Origin of the sequence: Amycolatopsis sp. MJM2582 (assembly GCF_000754115.1) — a bacterium.
Taxonomy (GTDB): domain Bacteria; phylum Actinomycetota; class Actinomycetes; order Mycobacteriales; family Pseudonocardiaceae; genus Amycolatopsis; species Amycolatopsis japonica.
In genome coordinates, this window is record NZ_JPLW01000001.1 from 1,647,543 (window position 1) to 1,664,214 (window position 16,672).

Sequence of the window (16,672 nt, forward strand, 5' to 3'; positions counted from 1 at the left end):
TTGCGACTCGTGCGGCGCCCGCGGCGCCACACTCCGTGTTCAGCGTAGCTCATGAGCGATCCGCACGCCGACCCCGATTTCGGTAGCTTCGCCTTCATGGGCGTACGGACCGGACTCGACGACCTCTACGCGCGACGGCTCCGCGCTCGCCTCCTGCGAGGTCCGATGCCCCGCCACGTCGGCGTGATCATCGACGGCAACCGCCGCTGGGCCCGCGCGATGGGCTTCGAGGACGTCCGCGAGGGGCATCGTCACGGAGCGCAGCACATCGCCCGGCTGATGTCGTGGTGCGAAGGCCTCGGCATCGGGCACGTGACGGTGTACCTCGCTTCGGTCGACAACCTGACGAAGCGCGCATCGCCGGAGATGGCCTTCTTGATGCAGGTGATCGAGGACGTCGTCCGTGAGCGGCTCACCGCGCCGGGCGCGAACTGGCGCGTCGCGCCTGTGGGACGGCTCGACATGCTGCCGTCGTCCACGGCCGAAGTGCTGAAACAGGCCGAAGAGGACACTCGGGGCGCGACGGGGCCTGAGCTGACTCTCGCGATCGGGTACGGAAGCCGCGAGGAGATCGTCGACGCCGTCCGCGATCTCGTGCTCGAAGGGGCGGCGGACGGCAAGACCCTGGTGGAGATCGCGGAGTCCGTCTCCGTGGACGCTCTTTCCGCGCATCTGTACACGGTCGGCAGTCCCGATCCGGACCTGATCATCCGCACCAGCGGGGAGGTCCGGCTGTCCGGATTCCTGCTTTGGCAGGCCAAGGATTCCCGGCTGTACTTCTGCGACGTGAACTGGCCGGGCTTCCGGTACATCGACCTCTTGCGGGCGCTCCGGGTGTGGGCCAGATCGCGATGATCTTGCAGGTCGCGACCACATCGTCATCACGATTGAGTAGTGCTACGGATCCCTCGGCGGGCCTCAGGCCGCATGCTGATCGCCATGACCACCGATGGGGATGTGCTCCTCAGGCTCGCCGGGGAGATCGACGACCTTGGGGCCCGCCTCGCGCGGGTCGGCACCGAGCTGCGGACCGTCCGGTCCGAGGCTGAGCCGAAGCCCGAAGAGGCACCTGAGCAGGCGGAGAAGCCCGCCGAGCAGCAGGAAGAGCAGGCCACGGCACCGCAGGCCGAGCAGGCTGACCAGCCGCAGGCAGACCAGCCGCAGCAGGCTGACCAGCCGGAGCAGCCGCAGGCCGAACAGCCGCAACAGCCCCAGGTGCCGCACCAGGGCCAGCCGCAGCAGCCCCACGTGCCCCAGCAGCCCTACCCGCGCTACTTCACCCACCCGCAGCACCCCCAGTACCAGGGCCAGTACCACCAGCAGGCCCAGTACGCGCAGTGGCAGCAATGGCAGCAGCAGTACCGCCAGCAGTACCAGCAGCCGCAGCAGCCCTACCGCCCGTACCAGCCCGCGCCGAAGGTGTCGCTCGCCGAGAAGCTGGGCAAGGAGGGCGCCGGCAGCAGGTTGCTGGCCTGGATCGGCGGCGCGGTCACGTTGCTCGGCATCGTGCTGTTCCTCGTGCTCGCGATCCAGCGTGGCTGGTTCGGCCCGGTGCCGCGGGTGATCGGCGGTGCCGTGCTCGGCGCGGCGCTGGTCGGGATCGGCCTCCGCCTGCACCGCACGCCGGCGGGCCGCACGGGGGCGTTCGCGCTCGCCGCGACCGGGATCGGCGCGCTGTACCTCGACGCCATCGCCGCGACGACGATGTACGAGTACCTCCCGGCCTACGCCGGTCTCGCGATCGGGCTCGTGATCGCGGTCGGCGGGTTGCTGCTGGCCGTGCGGTGGGAGTCTTCGCTGCTCGCGACGGCCGTCGTGCTCGGCTGCGTGATCTGCGCGCCCATCATCACGCAGGGGTTCACCCCGCAGCTGGTCGCGTTCCTCCTGGTCGTCCAGATCGCTTCGACGCCGGTGCAGCTGCGCCAGTCGTGGCCGTCGGTCGCGGTCGCGGCCGGGATCCCGCCGCTGCTCGCCTCGGTCTGCAGCACGGCGTTCGTCGGCTTCGGCGGCAGCACGGGCAACACCGCCGCCGCGCTGGCCGCGGGCGGCACCGCTCTCGCGCTGGCCCTGATCGTCACCCTCAAGCGGCCGGGAGACACCGCCGGGCTCGCCCTGCTCGCCGTCGCCCCCGCCCCGTCCTTGCTCGCCGCGCTGTTCCTGCCGAAGACCCCGGCCGTGCTCGTCACCGCGTCGGTCGCGCTGGTGCTGCTCGTGGTGTGGGCCGTCGGGCAGTGGCTCGACGGTTGGACGGGCGAGCTCGCGGGCGCCGCCGGGCTCGTCGCGGCCCTGCAGACGACGATGACGCTCTTCGACGGTAGTGCTCGCTCGGGCATCCTCATCGGCGAAGCGGTCCTGCTGGCCCTGGCCGCGCTGTGGACGAAGAAGCACGTCGCGCTCTTCGGCGGCCTCGCCTTCGCCGTCATCGGCGGCATGATCGCGCTGGTCATCGACGTCCCGCCGACGCTGTTCTTCCTCGTCCGCAACCGGTCGGAGGCCGACCTCGCCGCCGCGTTCCTGGTGGCGCTGGCGATCTTGGCCGCGGCGATCACGCTTCCGTGGGTCTCGCACCGGCTGGGGCTGTTCAAGGCCGCGGCGGAGAACGTGGTGCCGTGGCTCTTCGCCGGGATCTGCGGGCTCTACGGCGCGGGCGCGCTGGTGCTGTGCGGCGCGCTGATGGCGGTTCCCGGCCGGTCGGGTTTCCTCGTCGGCCACGTGGTGATCACGGTGTCGTGGACGGTCGCCGCGCTGGTGCTGCTCATCCGCGGCATCTCGGCGATCAACCTGCGGGTGATCGGGTTCGTGCTGGTCGGCGCCGCGGTGCTGAAGCTGGTCCTGTTCGACCTCGCCGCGCTCGACGGTCTGGCCAGGGTCGCCGCGTTCCTCATCGCCGGGCTGGTGCTGCTCGGCGCGGGGACGCGGTACGCGAAGCTCGTCGCGTCCCGCTGAGCGGACGTGGAAGAAAAGCCGCGGGATCGTGGTTGGTCGGTTCATGACCTACCAACCCGATCCGCGGCTCGCCGAGCGGGCGAAGGAGAACGTCGCCTGGCTGACCACGATCAGCCCGAAGGGACGCCCTTCGCCCCGCCCGGTGTGGTTCGTGCTCGACGGTGAGGATTTCATCGTCTTCAGCCAGCCGGACACGGCGAAGACCCGCCATATCGAAGCCAACCCCGAGGTCAGCCTCCACTTCAACAGCGACGAGCACGGGAACTCGATCCTGGTGATCGGCGGCAAGGCCGAGATCCTGCCGGACGGTCTCGCTTCGGAGCAGCCGGGCTTCCTCGCCAAGTACGAGAAGCACTACCCGGCGATCGACTACGACGTCCCGAAGTTCGACCGGGAGTACAGCGTCCGGATCAGGATCCGGCCCGAACGTACCTGGGGTTTCTAGAAAACACTGCTAGAAGCCGACGGTCACGCAGGCCAGCCGGGCCCCCGCGGTCCCGGCGTGGCCCGGGTCGGTGTGCGTATGCGTCTCGTGGATCACGATCGAGTTCGCGCGCCGGTCGGTGAACGTCCAGTCCACTTTGGACACGGCGACGCCGCGGCCGGTGGCGTCGGAGGTGAGGTCGAGCCAGATCTCGTTGCGGGGGTTGGCATAGGCCGGGTCCACCGACGGCTTCACCGGGTCTTCGACGTTCTGGTAGTGCGGGCCGGCGAGGTCACCGGTGGCGCCGCACGGCTTCGTGTGCGCGTGGGCGCCGTATTCGCGGTTGGGCAGCAGGCCGGTCACGAGGATCGCGGTCGAAGTGCCATGGGCCTTGGACGTCAACCCGAAGACGTGCGCGCGGGCGCCGGGCGGCACCAGGTCGGGTTTGTAGATGGTCAAGCCACTCTTGGCGGTGATCACGTGGACCCGGGAGCCGGGGACGGCGGTGGCCGGCCCGGCGCCGGCGGTCAGGGCCAAGGCGGCCGCGGACAGGACGAGGGCGAGTGCGGGGACGGGGCGCATGCCCCCTGCCTAGTCGGCACGAATCGGACACGCCAGAGCGGTCACTCCGTCGGGCGATCATTCTCAAACTATGGGCAGGAAAAGTGAGTAGCAACCCTCCGGATCGCACCTGGCTGGTCGCGGTCGCCGCCGCGCTTTGGGGTACCGACGGGCTTCTTCGGCTTCCACTGGCCGAGGCACTTCCGGCGGCCACGGTGGTCTTCTGGGAGCACCTGCTGGTGGTGCTCGTGCTGAGTCCCTTCATTCCCGGCGCTTTCCGCGCGCTGCGCCGGACCGGGCCGCGGGAATGGCTGGCCGTGCTCGCCATCGGCGGTGGATCCTCCGCGCTCGCGACGGCGATGTTCACCGCGGCCTTCAAACTGGGCGACCCGGTGACGCCGCTGGTGCTGCAGAAGCTCCAGCCGGTGTTCGCCGTGCTGGCGGCGTATTTCGTCCTTCGTGAGCGGGTCCGCCCCGGTTACGCCTTCTTCGCGATCCCGGCGCTGCTCGGCGCCTGGCTGCTGGCGTTCAAGGATCCGCTGAACATCCAGCTCGCCGCGGCCAAGGCGGCGCTGCTGGCGGTCGGCGCGGCCGCGTTGTGGGCGGCGGGCACGGTGCTCGGGCGGCTGCTCTCCACCGAACTGGCGCCGAAGGAGGTCACCACCCTGCGCTTCACCGTCGGGCTCCCGGTCGCGGCGGGCATCGTGGCGTATCAGGGCGGCGAGTTCGCGGTCGGCTGGGACAACGCGCTCGGGCTCGGCCTGCTCGCCTTCGTCCCCGGCCTGCTGGCGCTGAGCCTGTACTACCTGGGCCTGCGGTCGACGCCGGCCGCCAGGGCGACGCTGGCCGAGCTCGCGTTCCCCGTCACCGCGGCCGTGATCGGCGTATTGTGCTTGAACGCCGATTTGTCGGGTACTCAGTGGCTGGGCCTCGCCGTAGTGGTCGTGTCAGTGACGTCGCTCGGCTGGCATGAAAAGGTCAGGCGTCAACCGATGGTCCTGGAGCCAATGCATGGTCGAGCACACCGGCGAGACGAAGAACGAACGCCTGACCCGCAACGTCAGTGAGCTCTTGCAGGAGCTGCGGGTCGCGCAGGCCGGTGTCCAGATCCTCTTCGGTTTCCTGCTCACGGTGGTGTTCACCGACGAGTTCCATGAGGCGAGCGGGTTCGAGAAGGCCGTCCACCTGACGGCGGTCCTGCTCACGGTCTGCTCGACGGTGCTCCTGACGGCGCCCGCCGCGTGGCATCGGCTGCTGTTCCGCACCGGGAACCGTGAGCGCATCCTCACCGTCGGCAATCGTTCCGTGCTGGCGGGCCTCGCCTGCTTGGCGGCCGCCATCACCACGACCGTCGCGCTCATCGCCAAGGTCGTCTACGGCCCGATCGCGATGACGATCCTCGGCGTGGTGTCGGCGGTGCTGTTCGTCGTCATGTGGCTCGTCGTGCCGAAGAAGATCGACCGCAACGGCGACTGATCACCGCCCGGTGCGCACCGGCGTGCTTTCGGGCAGGCCGAAAGCGGCGGCCGACACGGACTTCGGGTCGTCCGGGCTCGCGCCGTCGAGTACCCGGCGGGCGCCGGTCCACGAGAACATCGCCTTGACCGAAGGCGAGAAGCCCGCGCCGTCCTCGGCGACCTTCCGATCGAGCACACGGAACCCGCCGGAGGTGCGTTCGACGCGGTAGACCATCGGCTGACGACGGAATCCGGCGCGCGTGACGAGGCCGCCGGCGTCCCGCTCGACCTCGTCGCAGCTCGCGACCAGGCCGACCTTGACCTGGTCACCGTCCGGCCTGGTCTCGATCACCTTCTGCGTGCACACCCAGCGGGTTCCCGTGTCGCCCGAACCGGCGAACGCGCGCAGATGCTCGTCGATCGGCGGCAGCGCCTCGCGGGCGACCGCGTCGTCCACCGTCGGCATCTCGTCCACGATCCACCAGCCCGACGCGGCCACCACCACACCGACCCCGGCGAGCACGGGCCAGCGTTTGACGTTCCCCATGGCACGAAGCTACCGAGCGGGGCAAGTGTTCATCCGCGGTTCGGGACGCGTTGCCTCCGCGACCGTAGGTTGCGGCCGTGAACGACTCATCCAGACGGACCTTCCTGCGCGGCGCGGGCCTGCTCGGCGCCGGTGCGGCGGTCTCCGCGTTACCCGCGCTCGGTGCCCCCGCCGCCTCGGCGGCCTTCGGTCGCGGCCCGGACACCGAAGACGGCCGCTTCACCCTCGCGGTCCTGCCCGACACCCAGTACCTGTTCGACGCCGACCGCGGCGATCCCGCGCCCTTGGACGCCACGCTGCGGTACGTCACCGGCGGCGACGAGAACATCGTCTTCCTGGCGCATCTCGGCGACCTCACCGAGAACGGGCAACCGGGCGAGTTCGACCAGATCAGCCGGTCCTTCCAGCACCTGGACCGGCGCCGGTTCCCGTACAGCACCCTGGCGGGCAACCACGACATCAAATCCTCGACCGACGACCAGCGCGGCCGCACGCCGTACCTCGACGCCTTCGGGCCGCAGCGGCAGCGCGGTTCGCGGACCTTCCGCGGCGCGAGCCCGGACGGCTACAACAGCCACCACGTGTTCCGTGCGGGCGGCCGCGAGTGGCTGCTGCTCGCGCTCGACTGGCGGCCGTCGGCGGGCGGGCTGGAGTGGGCGCGGTCGGTGCTGGCGCGGAATCCGCGGCTCCCGGCGATCCTGACCATCCACGAATTGGTATGGGCCGACGAGGCCGGGCAGGCGCAGTTCTCGGAGTTCGGGCAGAAGGTGTGGGACGAACTGGTCGCGGGCAACGACCAGATCTTCCTGACGCTCAACGGGCACTACTGGCCGCTCGGACGCATGGTGAAGCAGAACAAAGCGGGCCACGACGTCCATCTGCACATCACAAACTACCAGGACCGTTATTACGGCGGCAGCGCGATGATCCGGCTCTACCGGTTCGACCTCGCGCGCAACGTGATCGACGTCCGCACGGTCTCGCCGTGGCTGGCGGACCAGGCGCCGCGGCTGAACGAGCTGCAGCGGCAGGAGATCGAACGCACCGGCCCGGCGGACTACTTCAGCATGGAGATCGACTTCGAGTCGAGGTTCGCCGGGTTCGCGCCGGTCCCGGTGCCGCCCGCGCGGCCCGCCGAACGCCAGCTGATCCGCGGCACCGTCGCGTACTGGCGGTTCGAGGGCCGTGACGGCGCGCCCGTCGACAGAGTCCGTGACCTTTCGGGCCGGGGCAACGACCTGGTCCGCGTGACCCTGCCCGGGAGTGCGCCCGAGGCGTTGCGGTTCTCCGGCGAGTTCTCCACGCGGCAGCCGTCGAGGTCGAGTCTCCGGTTCGACGGTGGCAAGAAACCGGCTCGCGGCGGGTATCTGCGCACGGCGGACTCCGCGCCGATGAACGCGGAGACGTTCGCCCGCGGCTACACCGTCGAGGCGTTCGTGAAGCTGCCCGAGGATTTCAAGGACGGCAAGCATTCCTGGGCGGCGATCTTCGGCAGGCAGGGCTCGGGCGGCGAGGCGGGCAAGACCGGCGACGATCCCGGCGAGCCGTCGGCCACACTGTCCCTTTCGGAGGGTGCCGCGTTCCAGTGGGCGGTGTTCCCGGTGAACCAGAACGGGATCTCCACCTGCTGGGGGCACGAACTGGCGTTGCGGGAATGGATCCATGTCGCGGCCGTCAACGACGGCAGGCGGACGACGCTCTACGTCGACGGCTGCCCGGTGCTGCGGAACCCGAAGACGCCGGCGGCGGGGATCGCGAACCCCGGCGGTTCGTGGCTGATCGGCGCCTACGCCTATGACTCGATCGTCGAGCAGGCGTTCCACGGCTGGCTCGGCGACGTGCGCGTGGTGGGCAGGGCGCTGGACCCCCGCGAGTTCATGCTCGGCTGAGTTTCGCGCGGATCGTGCGCGGTAATGGTGGGCGACCGTCCCCATTATCGCGCACGGTCGTTTCCGGGGGAATACGGGGGGTCTCTTGACAAGCGGGGGACAATAAAAAATCGGCGCCTGATTCAGATTCACTGATCAGTACGCCGAATGTGTTGTCAGTCTAACCGCTGTGAGGGGAACTTGTCAAATCAGGGGTACGACGAGGAATTGCGATCCGAGCGGCGTTACGTGGCGTCGCTCTACGGGCGGCTGGACACCGAACGCGTGCGCGTGAGCGAGGCGTATGCCGGTGCACTGCGCGGAGAAGGCTTCGCGCTGTCCGACCGCGAGGTGTCCGTCGGCGCGAAGGCGCGCGAGATGGCCAGGCTGAAGGTCGCCGACGAAGGCCTTTGTTTCGGTCGTTTGGACGCCCTTTCGGGAGAACGTTCGTACGTCGGCCGGATCGGCCTTTTCGACGAAGAGAACGACTACGAACCCTTGCTGCTGGATTGGCGTGCGCCGGCGTCGCGCGCGTTTTACTGCGCGACCGGGGCGTCGCCGGAAGGAATGGCGAGGCGCCGTCAATTCCGCACCCTCGGGCGGGAGGTCCTCGACTTCACCGACGAGGTCTTCGGCCGTCCGGAATCGGCGGGGGAACGGGGCGATGTCGCGCTCCTGGCCGCGGTCAACGCGCCGCGCGGCGAGGGGATGCGGGACATCGTCGCGACGATCCAAGCCGAGCAGGACGAGATCATCCGGCTCGCCCACCCGGGGGTCGTCGTCGTGGAGGGCGGGCCGGGCACCGGGAAGACGGCGGTGGCACTGCATCGCGTGGCGTATCTGCTGTACACGAAACGGGAGCGCATGGAACGCCGCGGCGTGCTCGTGGTCGGGCCCAGCAGCGGTTTCCTCGATCACATCGGCCGGGTCCTGCCGTCACTCGGCGAGACCAGCGCCGTTTTCGCGACACCCGGCGGCCTCGTCGCCGGTCTGCGCGCCGAACGCGAGGATCCGCCGCCGGTCCAGCGGGTCAAGGGTTCGCTGGCGATCCTGGACGTGCTCGCGGCCGCGGTGGCGGACCGGCAGGAACTGCCCGCCGAACCGGAGCCGATCGAGCTCGACGACGTCACCGTGGCGTTGGACGCCGAGATCGCGGCCGCCGCGCGCGAGGTGGCCAGGGAGAGCGGCCTGCTGCACAACGAGGCCAAAGCCGTCTTCGAACGCACGGTGATCGCCGCGCTCGCCGTGCGCGCGGTCGACCGGATCGGCGCGGGCTGGCTCCCGGAGGACGATCGGCACACCCGTCCGGAGATGCTCGAGAACGCTCGCCGGGACCTGGAAGCGAGCGAGGAACTCGGTGCGGTGCTCGATCGGCTCTGGCCGTCGCTGACGCCGCAGCGGCTGCTCGCCGACCTCTACGCGTCGCCGGAGCGGTTGCGGGCCGCCGGGGCCGATCCGGCGCTGTTCCGTGAGGACGCGGACGCGTGGACGGTGTCCGACGTGCCGTTGCTGGACGAAGCCGTCGAACTGCTCGGCCGGGACCGCACCGCCGAGCGGCGGGCGGAGGAACGGCGGCGGCTGGCGCGCAAGGAATACGCGGAGCGGGTGCTGGAAATCGTCGAGGTCGAAGACGATCACGACGATTACGAGTTCGCGCTGCGGCCCACGGACGTGCTGATGGCGGAGGAACTGGCGGACCGGTTCGCCGAACGCGACGAGCGGGATCTCGCGGAACGCGCCGCCGCCGACCGGGAATGGACCTATGGCCACGTGGTCGTCGACGAGGCGCAGGAACTGTCCGAAATGGACTGGCGCGTGCTGATGCGACGCTGTCCCAGCCGGTCCTTCACCATCGTCGGGGATCTCGCGCAACGCCGGTCGCCGTCCGGCGCGCGGTCGTGGGACGAGATGCTCTCGCGGTACGTCGCCGATCGGTGGGTGTACCGGAAACTGACCGTCAACTACCGGACGCCGTCGGAGATCATGGCGGTGGCGGCGTCACTGCTGGCGAGTTTCGCGCCCGATGTCGTACCGCCGGAATCGGTGCGCTCGTGCGGGGTCCGGCCGTGGGCGCGACGACTGTCCGCAGTGGACATCGAAGACGCCGTCGCCGAGTTCGTCCGTGAAGAGGCGGGGCGCGAAGGGACGTCGGTCGTCATCGGGCCGCCGGGAGTGCCCGGCGCGATCGCGCCGTCCGCGACGAAGGGGCTGGAGTACGACGCCGTGCTGGTGGTCGAGCCGGAGCGGATCCTCGCGGAAGGCCCGAGCGGTGAGGCGGAGCTGTACGTCGCGCTGACGCGGGCGACGCAGCGGCTCGGGGTCCTGTACAGCGGGGTGCTGCCGAAAGTCCTCCGCGGTCTTGATTCCGGGCGGCGGACTCCCGACGCTTACCTGCACTGCGTCTGACCCTCCCGCGAGTGCCATGAACGGGCCGTTCCTTGCAAATTTCGCAAGGAACGGTCCGTTCATAGCGCGGGGCGTGCTGTCATCGGGTCAGGTTGCCCCAGGCATATGTCTGTTTTGCGAGTTTCAAGTAGACCAAGGTCTCCGTGCTGACGACACCCGGGATGGGCCGGATGTCGTCGTTCAGCACACTCAAGAGGTGTTCGTCGTCCCGGCAGGCGACCTCGGCGAGCAGGTCGTAGCCTCCCGCGGTCAGCACGACGTAGTGGACGTCCGGCATTCCGGAGAGCTGGTCGGAGACCGCCCGCGGATCGCCTTGCACCTTGATCCCGACCATCGCCTGACGGCCGAGCCCGACGTTCGCCGGATCCGTGACCGCGACGATCTGCATCGTCTCGTCCCGCAGCAGCCGCTGGACGCGCTGCCGCACGGCGCCCTCCGACAGTCCGACGGCCTTGGCCAAGGCCGTGAACGAGGCCCGCCCGTCGACTTGCAGTAGAGCGATCAGGGTGCGATCGGTATTGTCCAAACCTCTAGGTGTGCGCTGCTCCATCTGCGCGCGTGGTTCGTCACCCATGCCGTCCCTCCCTTTGTTTCGGCATGCGATTCTTGTCGCGCAGCGTATCGATAAGTGTCCAGAATGCTACCGCCGTTAAGTTGTTTGTCGTGATTCTCTTTCTCGGCGCCTTCGCGCGAAGGATTCTGTCGTGCGATAGGGCGGGTGCCGAGGTTTTCGGATGACGCGTCAGCCGAGGTCGCGTTTCAGCAGGTCTTCCTCGGTTTCACGGCGGACGAGCAGCGTCGCGGTGCCGCGGGAGACGCCGACCACCGGCGGCCTGCCGACGAGGTTGTAATTCGACGCGAGCGAGTGGTGGTATGCCCCGGTGCACGGGACGGCGAGCAGATCGCCGGGGTGGACGTCGTCGGGGAGCGAGAGTCCGTCGGCGAGGACGTCGCCCGATTCGCAGTGCCGTCCGACCACCGTCATCGGCCGACGGGCGGAACGGCTGCGCCTGCCGATCAGACGCGCCGTGTACGCCGCCCCGTAGAGCGCCGGCCGTGCGTTGTCGCTCATCCCGCCGTCGACGGCGACGAAAGTGCGCGAGCCGCGTTTCACCGCGCAGACCCGGTACACGGTGATCCCCGCCGGACCGACGATCGCGCGGCCGGGTTCGATCGTCAGCTTCGGCAGGGGGAAACCGTGCGAGGTGCATTCGTAAGCGAGCGCGACACGCAGACGGCGCACATAACCGTCGATGTCGAAACCCGTGTCGCCGGGCAGATAGCGCACGGCGTGCCCGCCGCCGAGATCCAGTTCGCGCAGGGTGACACCGTGGCTCTCGCGGAGTGCGACGAGCACCCCGATCATCTTGCGGGCGGCCAGTTCGTAGAAGTCCACCCGCGACACCTGCGAACCGATGTGGCAATGCAGCCCGGCCAGGCGGAGTCCGGGCTGCGCGAGCACGGCGGACACAGCGCGCCCGAGGTTGTCGCGGACCTCCTCGCGCAGCGAGAAGCCGAACTTCTGCCCTTCGGTGCCGGTGGTGATCGCGGCGTGCGTGCCGGCGGCGACGTCGGGGGTCACGCGAATCAGCACCTGCTGTGCGCCGGTGGCCAGTGCGCCGAGCTGCTCGATCTCGTCGAGCGAGTCCACCACGATCCGGCGGACGCCGTAGGACAAGGCGGCTTTGAGGTCTTCGGGGGTTTTCGCGTTGCCGTGCAGCAGGATCCGCTCGGCGGGGAAGCCGATCGACCGCGCCACCGCGATCTCGCCCGCCGAGCAGGTGTCGAGGGAAAGGCCTTCTTCGGCGACCCAGCGCAGGACCGCCCGCGTGCAGAGGGCCTTGCTCGCGTACGCCACTTCGGCGTCGGGCAGTGCTTTCCGGTACGCGCGGGCGTTCTGCCGGACCTCGTCCTCGTCGAGCAGGTACGCCGGTGTCCCGAACCTCGCGGCGAGGTGGGACACCGGCGCGCCGGCGAACAGCAGTTCCCCGCCCGGCCCGAGCCGGGTGCTCCGTGGCCAGACCCCGGGTTCGAGGTGGTCGGCGGCCTCGCAGCCGAGGCTGGGCAGGAGCTCGCTGAGCGTCACGGTTACCTCCGCGTCGATCGGTCAGTGCCTCCTCAGCACAACTCCGATCGACCCGGCCCGGCCGTCGCGGCAACGTCTCCCTGACGCTCCGCGCGGCCTCGCTGACGCCTTGTTAACGCGCGAGTAACCCCGGCCACACCGCGGCGGTGACCCGCTCGCGTTCCGCGCCGGTCAGCGGGCGGCTCGGCGGCCGGACGTCCGCGCGGCACAAACCCAGCTGTGCCAACGCTTCCTTGACCACGCTCACGTTGTGGGCGTTGCCGTCCGCGGCCCGCAGCTCCTCGAAGGGACGGATCCGCTCCCAGACCGCCATCGCCCCGGCGAAGTCGCCGTTCCGCAACGCACGGAACATCTCCAGCGAAAGCGACGGCGCGACGTTCACCAGGCCGGAGGTGAACCCGGTCGCGCCGACGGCGAAGTAGCCCGGCGCCGACAGCTCCGCCAACCCGGCGATCCACGCGAAACGGTCGATTCCCGCGTCCCGCGCCACCGAGGCGAAGCGCACCGGATCCGGCACCGCGTACTTCACGCCGATGACGTTCTCCGCGGCGTCGGCGAGCCTGGCCAGCTGCTCGCCCGTGATACGCGCGTCGCGTACGTAGAGCACAACACCCAGCTCCGGGACCGCCGCCGCGATGGCGCGGTGGTACTCGACCCAGCCCTCCGCCGAGACGTACGGATGCACCGGCTGATGGATCATGACCAGGTCGGCGCCCGCGTCCACGGCGTGCCGGGCCGCACCGATCGCCGTCCGGACGTCGTGCCCGACCCCGGCGACCACACTCGCCCGCCCCGCCGCGGCTTTGACCGTCACCTCCAGGCAGTGCCGTGCCTCGGCCTCGTCCAGCGCGTAGAACTCGCCGGTGTTCCCGTTCGGTGTCACGACGTCGACGCCGGCGCTGAGCACGCGGTCGACCAGGTGCCCGTAGGTCTCGGAAGCCACGGCGCCGTCGGCGTCGAACGGCGTCACCGGGATGGCCACGACCCCGGACAGCCGCCGTCGCCGCTCGTCGAACCGTGAGGTCACTGGCATGTCCGATCTGATATATGATGTGACGGCATCAGATTAGCATGCCGGGACGACTGTCCCGGACATCAGGACGAATGGTCCGATGCAACCGGGACAGCCGGTTCGCGCGTCTCTCCGGTATGCGAAGACGGCGGCTCTGGGGGACCCCGGCGAAACTGGTGCTGTTCGGTCTCGTGCTCGTGTTCCTGAACGCCTCGTGCGGCCCGCCGGCGGTGGGCGACGCGTTCACGCTCCGCCTCGGCGGCTGGACGGTGCTCCCGGACGAAGACCTGCGCCTCGCCTACTTGACGGTGCTGGACGAGCGGTGCCCGCACGGGGAGATATGCGCTTCGGCGGGACGTGCGATCGTGACGATGTCCTACGCCCGGCCGTCGGCGGGCCCGGCGGTGTCGTTCACGCTGGACGCCGTCAAGGCCGAGGGGGCCACTTTCGGCGGCTACCGGGTCGACTACGCGGATCTCTCGCCCAGTGCCGGCTTTCTCACCTTGCGCCTCGGCCGGCAGTCCACTTAGCACAAGGCGCCGAGGAAGATCTCCAGCTGCTCGACGACGAACGCGTGATCGTCGGCCTGGGGCAGCCCCGAGACGCCGACGGTGCCGACCGGACCGACTCCCTCGACGATCACCGGGAACACGCCGCCGTGCGCGGCGTACAGATCCGGGTCGAGGCGGGAGTCGGCCTCGAACGTCGTGCCCTTCGCGCGGAACTGTTCGCCGACGAAGAACGAGCTGTGCCCGTAACGGTCGACGACGCGGCTCTTGCGGTCGATCCACGCGTCGTTGTCGGCCGAGGTGCCCGGCAACGCCGCGTGGAACAGCCGCTGCCCGCCGCGACGCACGGAGACCGTCACCGGGAGGGCGCGGCCCCGTGCCGCCGCGAGCAGGTGGGCGCCCAGCTCCAGCGCGGTCTCGTTGTCGAACCGGCGGAAGACCAGGCGCTCCTCCTGTGCGGCCAGGACGGCCAGGGTGTCATCGCTCATGGCACCCATTAAATCAACGCTGTTGTGTAATGGCTAGCGAAGGGCGTCCAGGGCGAACGCGGCGTACATCGCCACGCCGTTGGCCATCGCGTCCTCGTCGAAGACCACCCGGTTCGAGTGGTTCGCCTCCACCGTGGCCAGATCGGCGCCGGGCGGGCAGGCCCCCAGGAACGCGAACGCGCCCGGCACCCGCTGCAGGACGTACGAGAAGTCCTCCGCGCCCATCACCGGGTTCTCCATGACCTCGGAGTTCTCGGCGCCGAGTACCTCGCCCGCCAGATCCAGCACCCTCGCCGCGACCTGTGGATCGTTCACCGTGACCGGGTAGCCGGGGAGGACCTCTGCGCTCACCTTGACGCCGTGCGCCGCGCCGACCGCCTCGCACACCCGCGGCAGTTCCTCGCGCACGAACGCCTGCGTCCGCTCGGACAGCGTGCGGATCGTGCCCTCCAGGAACGCCGTCTCCGGGATGATGTTCGTCGTCGTGCCCGTCTCGATACGGGTCACCGACACCACCGCGGGCTCGAACACGCTGACCTTGCGGGTCACCATCGTCTGCAGCGCGCTGACCATCGCGGCCGCCGCGGGCACCGGGTCGATTGCCTGGTGCGGCGCCGAGCCGTGCCCGCCCCTGCCGGTGACGGTGACGTGGAAGCTGTTGGCCGAGGCCATGATCGGGCCCGGTCGCGTCTGCACGACGCCGGACGCGGCCGAGGTGAAGATGTGCAGGCCGAACGCCTTCTCGACGCGCTCGCCCGCGGCGTCGAGCACGCCCTCGTGGATCATGTGGCGCGCGCCGTGCTCGCCTTCCTCGCCGGGCTGGAACATGAACACCACCGACCCGGCCAGCTCGTCGACGTGCTCGCAGAGCAGCCGAGCGGCCGACGCCAGCATCGCGACGTGGGTGTCGTGCCCGCAGGCGTGCATCGCGCCGTCGTCTTCGGAGGAGAAGTCGAGCCCGGTGTCCTCGTGCAGCGGCAACGCGTCCATGTCGCCGCGGAGCAGGATCGCCGGGCCGGGCTTCCCGCCGCGGAGGACGGCGGTCAGCGAGGTGGTCGATTTGCCCTCGGTGATCTCCAGCGGCAGGCCCTCGAGGGCGGCTTTGATCGATGCCTGGGTCTTCGGCAGGTCGAGGCCGATCTCCGGATTCCGGTGGATCTCCCGGCGGAGCTCTACGGTTTTCGTCTGGAGAGCGCGGGCTTCGTCCAGCAAACCGGCGAAGCGCGCGTCGGGGAGGGTGGGCAGGTCGGTGGGTCCGGTCATGTCTCGATAGTGGCGCATGCGGCGCTTCGGGCGCACCGTGCGTGCGTTCCGAATGCGGGCGGAATACGGTGTGCGCATGGCGGTGCAAGAGCCGATCACGGGGTTCGCGGTGGCCGTGGTGCGGGAGGACGGTCGGTGGCGGTGCAGTTCCCTTGATCCGGGGGCGCTCGGCGAGCTCGACGCTGCGATCACCGAGCTCGGCAAACTGCGTTCGACAGGGGCCGCGTTCGGGCTGCTGGCGGTGGACGACGAGTTCTTCGTGATCGTCCGGCCGAGCCCCAGAGGCCCGTCGCTGCTGTTGTCCGACGCCGCCGCGGCGCTCGACTACGACATCGCCGCCGACGTCCTCGACGTGCTGAGAGTCGACCCCCCGGACGAGGACGACGACGCGGTCTGGCCGGAAGGCGACCTCGAGATCCTGTCCGATCTCGGACTGCCCGGGGCGGAGCTGCAGGTGATCGTCGGCGAGGTCGATCTCTATCCGGACGAACAACTCCAGATGGTCGCGCAGCGATGCGGCTTCGCCGCCGAGTTCACCAAGATCCTGGACGAGATCTGAGCCCCGCCGCCTCCGCCGCCGACATCGCCGCCGTCCGGGCGGCGATCGTCGCGGCGCGAGGTGCGGGCGAAGACGTGCCGATCGGCGCCGTCGTCCTGTCCCCGGACGGGACCCCGCTCGCTTCCGCGCGCAACGCCCGCGAAGAACTCGGCGACCCGACGGCGCACGCGGAGATCCTCGCGCTGCGGGCCGCGTCGAAGATCTACGGCGACGGCTGGCGGCTCGAAGGCTGCACACTCGCGGTGACGCTGGAGCCGTGCACGATGTGCGCCGGCGCCCTCGTGATGGCGAGGGTCGCGAAGGTCGTCTTCGGCGCCTGGGAGCCCAAGACCGGGGCCGTGGGGTCGCTGTGGGACGTCGTCCGCGACCGGCGGCTCAGTCACCGCGCGGAAGTCGTCGGCGGGGTCCTGGAGGCCGAATGCGCGGCCCTGCTCGAAGACTTCTTCCACGGGCAGCGGGGTAACCGCACCGGGTGAAGGATGTGTCGGACCCCGGGGCACGGGTAACCCTCCGGAGAGGCGGCCGCAGACGGTGGCCGCAGTCGAA

General features: G+C 69.9%; 18 protein-coding genes. 10 read left to right on the top strand and 8 right to left on the bottom strand.

Annotated features, from left to right (window positions below):
- Positions 1-96 precede the first annotated feature (96 nt).
- Positions 97-855, top strand: coding sequence for a polyprenyl diphosphate synthase (gene uppS, locus ED92_RS08115; protein ID WP_037336216.1), 759 nt, complete (start codon positions 97-99; stop codon positions 853-855).
- A 63-nt stretch (positions 856-918) separates the two neighbouring features.
- Here uppS and ED92_RS43285 read toward each other — a convergent pair whose 3' ends face one another.
- The gene (locus tag ED92_RS43285) at positions 919-1,284 is read right to left on the bottom strand and encodes a hypothetical protein (protein WP_235213215.1); all 366 of its coding nucleotides are present in this window, start codon (positions 1,282-1,284) and stop codon (positions 919-921) included.
- Here ED92_RS43285 and ED92_RS08120 point away from each other — a divergent pair.
- Positions 1,249-2,946 carry a DUF2339 domain-containing protein gene (locus ED92_RS08120; protein WP_235213216.1) on the top strand — a complete coding sequence of 566 codons (1,698 nt, stop codon included), beginning with the start codon at positions 1,249-1,251 and terminating at the stop codon, positions 2,944-2,946. The two genes, ED92_RS43285 and ED92_RS08120, sit on opposite strands and share 36 nt — an antisense overlap.
- A 43-nt stretch (positions 2,947-2,989) precedes the next feature.
- Positions 2,990-3,391, top strand: a complete 402-nt coding sequence (locus ED92_RS08125) for a TIGR03667 family PPOX class F420-dependent oxidoreductase (protein ID WP_037334807.1) — start codon at positions 2,990-2,992, stop codon at positions 3,389-3,391.
- Between the two features lie 9 nt (positions 3,392-3,400).
- On the opposite strand, the gene ED92_RS08130 is transcribed toward ED92_RS08125, so the two are convergent.
- Positions 3,401-3,952: a superoxide dismutase family protein gene (locus ED92_RS08130; protein WP_037334809.1), complete on the bottom strand. Its 552-nt coding sequence runs from the start codon at positions 3,950-3,952 to the stop codon at positions 3,401-3,403.
- Between the two features lie 83 nt (positions 3,953-4,035).
- On the opposite strand from ED92_RS08130, the gene ED92_RS08135 reads away from it, so the two are divergent.
- Complete coding sequence (locus tag ED92_RS08135; protein WP_037334812.1) at positions 4,036-4,998, top strand: DMT family transporter; 963 nt, start codon at positions 4,036-4,038, stop codon at positions 4,996-4,998.
- On the top strand, positions 4,943-5,407 hold the full coding sequence (locus ED92_RS08140) for a DUF6328 family protein (protein ID WP_037334815.1): 465 nt from the start codon (positions 4,943-4,945) through the stop codon (positions 5,405-5,407). Before ED92_RS08135 ends, ED92_RS08140 begins: the two co-directional genes overlap by 56 nt.
- On the opposite strand, the gene ED92_RS08145 is transcribed toward ED92_RS08140, so the two are convergent.
- On the bottom strand, positions 5,408-5,935 hold the full coding sequence (locus ED92_RS08145) for a hypothetical protein (protein ID WP_037334818.1): 528 nt from the start codon (positions 5,933-5,935) through the stop codon (positions 5,408-5,410).
- 77 nt (positions 5,936-6,012) lie between these two features.
- Between ED92_RS08145 and ED92_RS08150 the strand changes: the two genes are divergently transcribed.
- Positions 6,013-7,824, top strand: a complete 1,812-nt coding sequence (locus tag ED92_RS08150) for a LamG-like jellyroll fold domain-containing protein (RefSeq protein WP_037334821.1) — start codon at positions 6,013-6,015, stop codon at positions 7,822-7,824.
- 180 nt (positions 7,825-8,004) lie between these two features.
- Positions 8,005-10,209: an RNA polymerase recycling motor ATPase HelR gene (helR, locus tag ED92_RS08155; RefSeq protein WP_304413641.1), complete on the top strand. Its 2,205-nt coding sequence runs from the start codon at positions 8,005-8,007 to the stop codon at positions 10,207-10,209.
- A 79-nt stretch (positions 10,210-10,288) separates the two neighbouring features.
- On the opposite strand, the gene ED92_RS08160 is transcribed toward helR, so the two are convergent.
- From ED92_RS08160 to ED92_RS08170, 3 genes are all read right to left on the bottom strand, one after another.
- Entirely contained in the window at positions 10,289-10,783 is a 495-nt protein-coding gene (locus tag ED92_RS08160; protein ID WP_037334827.1) for an Lrp/AsnC family transcriptional regulator, read from the bottom strand.
- 168 nt (positions 10,784-10,951) lie between these two features.
- Positions 10,952-12,295, bottom strand: a complete 1,344-nt coding sequence (gene lysA, locus ED92_RS08165) for a diaminopimelate decarboxylase (RefSeq protein WP_037334829.1) — start codon at positions 12,293-12,295, stop codon at positions 10,952-10,954.
- A gap of 112 nt (positions 12,296-12,407) precedes the next feature.
- Positions 12,408-13,328 carry a dihydrodipicolinate synthase family protein gene (locus ED92_RS08170; RefSeq protein WP_037334832.1) on the bottom strand — a complete coding sequence of 307 codons (921 nt, stop codon included), beginning with the start codon at positions 13,326-13,328 and terminating at the stop codon, positions 12,408-12,410.
- 71 nt (positions 13,329-13,399) lie between these two features.
- Between ED92_RS08170 and ED92_RS08175 the strand changes: the two genes are divergently transcribed.
- Positions 13,400-13,837 (top strand): hypothetical protein, encoded by a 438-nt coding sequence (locus ED92_RS08175; RefSeq protein WP_037334834.1) that lies wholly within the window; start codon positions 13,400-13,402, stop codon positions 13,835-13,837.
- On the opposite strand, the gene ED92_RS08180 is transcribed toward ED92_RS08175, so the two are convergent.
- Both ED92_RS08180 and ED92_RS08185 read right to left on the bottom strand, forming a co-directional pair.
- Positions 13,834-14,304 carry a heme-degrading domain-containing protein gene (locus tag ED92_RS08180; protein WP_037334837.1) on the bottom strand — a complete coding sequence of 157 codons (471 nt, stop codon included), beginning with the start codon at positions 14,302-14,304 and terminating at the stop codon, positions 13,834-13,836. The genes ED92_RS08175 and ED92_RS08180 overlap by 4 nt on opposite strands.
- Positions 14,305-14,337: 33 nt before the next feature.
- Complete coding sequence (locus ED92_RS08185; RefSeq protein ID WP_037334840.1) at positions 14,338-15,567, bottom strand: M20 family metallopeptidase; 1,230 nt, start codon at positions 15,565-15,567, stop codon at positions 14,338-14,340.
- Positions 15,568-15,643: 76 nt separating this feature from the next.
- Here ED92_RS08185 and ED92_RS08190 point away from each other — a divergent pair, with 76 nt between their 5' ends.
- Both ED92_RS08190 and ED92_RS08195 read left to right on the top strand, forming a co-directional pair.
- Positions 15,644-16,126: a tRNA adenosine deaminase-associated protein gene (locus ED92_RS08190; protein WP_197684721.1), complete on the top strand. Its 483-nt coding sequence runs from the start codon at positions 15,644-15,646 to the stop codon at positions 16,124-16,126.
- On the top strand, positions 16,081-16,602 hold the full coding sequence (locus ED92_RS08195; RefSeq protein WP_228688266.1) for a nucleoside deaminase: 522 nt from the start codon (positions 16,081-16,083) through the stop codon (positions 16,600-16,602). Before ED92_RS08190 ends, ED92_RS08195 begins: the two co-directional genes overlap by 46 nt.
- The last annotated feature ends 70 nt before the right edge of the window (positions 16,603-16,672 follow it).

Excerpts from the sequence above, each read along its gene's own strand:
- uppS (WP_037336216.1), top strand. The coding sequence starts at position 97 with ATGGGCGTACGGACCGGACTCGACGACCTCTACGCGCGACGGCTCCGC.
- ED92_RS08125 (WP_037334807.1), top strand. The coding sequence starts at position 2,990 with ATGACCTACCAACCCGATCCGCGGCTCGCCGAGCGGGCGAAGGAGAAC.
- ED92_RS08130 (WP_037334809.1), bottom strand. The coding sequence starts at position 3,952 with ATGCGCCCCGTCCCCGCACTCGCCCTCGTCCTGTCCGCGGCCGCCTTG.
- ED92_RS08140 (WP_037334815.1), top strand. The coding sequence starts at position 4,943 with ATGGTCGAGCACACCGGCGAGACGAAGAACGAACGCCTGACCCGCAAC.
- ED92_RS08145 (WP_037334818.1), bottom strand. The coding sequence starts at position 5,935 with ATGGGGAACGTCAAACGCTGGCCCGTGCTCGCCGGGGTCGGTGTGGTG.
- ED92_RS08160 (WP_037334827.1), bottom strand. The coding sequence starts at position 10,783 with ATGGGTGACGAACCACGCGCGCAGATGGAGCAGCGCACACCTAGAGGT.
- ED92_RS08170 (WP_037334832.1), bottom strand. The coding sequence starts at position 13,328 with ATGCCAGTGACCTCACGGTTCGACGAGCGGCGACGGCGGCTGTCCGGG.
- ED92_RS08175 (WP_037334834.1), top strand. The coding sequence starts at position 13,400 with ATGGTCCGATGCAACCGGGACAGCCGGTTCGCGCGTCTCTCCGGTATG.
- ED92_RS08180 (WP_037334837.1), bottom strand. The coding sequence starts at position 14,304 with ATGAGCGATGACACCCTGGCCGTCCTGGCCGCACAGGAGGAGCGCCTG.
- ED92_RS08185 (WP_037334840.1), bottom strand. The coding sequence starts at position 15,567 with ATGACCGGACCCACCGACCTGCCCACCCTCCCCGACGCGCGCTTCGCC.
- ED92_RS08190 (WP_197684721.1), top strand. The coding sequence starts at position 15,644 with ATGGCGGTGCAAGAGCCGATCACGGGGTTCGCGGTGGCCGTGGTGCGG.
- ED92_RS08195 (WP_228688266.1), top strand. The coding sequence starts at position 16,081 with ATGCGGCTTCGCCGCCGAGTTCACCAAGATCCTGGACGAGATCTGAGC.